This is a genomic window from Edaphobacter sp. FHG110511_03, assembly GCF_059115365.1.
The window spans coordinates 1-1299 of record NZ_JBZYWL010000045.1 but is presented as its reverse complement, the minus strand read 5'-3'; the positions used below and the strand labels follow the sequence as shown (position 1 = coordinate 1299).

Annotated in this window: 2 protein-coding genes; both read right to left on the bottom strand. The window is 55.3% G+C overall.

Annotated features, from left to right (window positions below; genetic code table 11):
* Nucleotides 1-995 (bottom strand): aldehyde dehydrogenase family protein (locus AC5S26_RS29875; RefSeq protein WP_494188590.1); only part of this gene is annotated, 995 nt, incomplete at its 3' end.
* Nucleotides 996-1192: 197 nt separating this feature from the next.
* Nucleotides 1193-1299 (bottom strand): helix-turn-helix domain-containing protein (locus AC5S26_RS29870; RefSeq protein WP_494188591.1); only part of this gene is annotated, 107 nt, incomplete at its 5' end.

Genomic DNA, 1299 nt, shown 5'->3' with positions numbered 1-1299 from the left:
TAGGCGGGATTGTCTCGGTCGATACCTGCAAGGATGCCTGGCTCAACATAGAAGCCTGGACGCTTGATCTTCACGCCGCCTTGTATGAGTGTCGCCCCGGACGATACAGCGCGCGCAATCTGCTCCAGCAAGAGGTCCTGAGCTCTCGCCGATGATAGAGGTCCTATCGTCGTGCCCGCGTCGATAGGGTTGCCTACGACGAGGAGCGACAGAGCCTTCTGAACTCCTTGCAGAAACTGCTCGTAAACAGCTTCAACAACGATGAATCGCTTCGCACAGGCGCAGCCCTGGCCGATATTGATCATCCGGCTGAAAACTGCGGCAGTAACCGCCTGATCGATGTCCGCATCTTCAAGCACGATAAATGGGTCACTTCCACCAAGCTCCAGCATCGAGCGTTTCATCATTTTGCCCGCCTGCGCTGCAATCGCCGATCCTGCACGTTCACTGCCCGTTACGGCAACTCCCTGCACTCGCTTGTCGGCGATGACGAGCGAGGCCTGCTCCTCAGTGAGTCGGAGATTGGTATAAGTCCCAACGTCCGCACCTGCGTCGAGGAAGAGCTGAGCGAAGAGGTCAGCACACTGTGGGACGGAGGGTGAATGCTTTACGAGAACCGTATTTCCAGCCATAAGATTCGGGGCTGCGAAGCGTGCCAGTTGGAGGTAGGGAAAGTTCCATGGCTCGATGCCGAAGATCACACCGATCGGCTGGTTGAGAACAGTTGCGGTCCCGTTCGCCTGCTTCAGTTGTGTAGGAGCAAGGAATCGTTCTGCGTTATCCGCGTAGTAGGTCAGGATGTCCGCGCTGAGCAATGTCTCTCCACGGCTGTTATCGATCAGCTTCCCCATCTCGAGCGTAATCATTGCCGCAAGCGGCTCGATACGCTGACGCATCAGGTCAGCTACTTTGCGAAGTATGGTGGCCCGTTCTTTGAAGGTGGACAGCCGCCAGACACGGTACGTGCTGTGAGCGTGGGCGATTGCTTCTTCCACTTCCGAATCTGTGTATGCTGAGAAGCTCGCAAGCTGCGCTCCTGTGGTGGGGGTTTATTGTTTCGTAGTTCATGAATCCTTTTCCGTTCGGGCACGTTTAGGTAACTTACGAAGAGTCACTTGCTTGAACTGTTCCGAAGATAGAAGAGACGCGGAGGATGAATCTTCCAGCAAAGTGCGGTCGTACCGGAATCCTGCTATGAATTGCGGCGGAACTCGCCAGGTGTTGTCCGAAGGTGCTTTCGGAAGGTGTCAGTCATATGCGCCTGACTTGAAAAACCACACGATAGTGCGACTTCTGCCA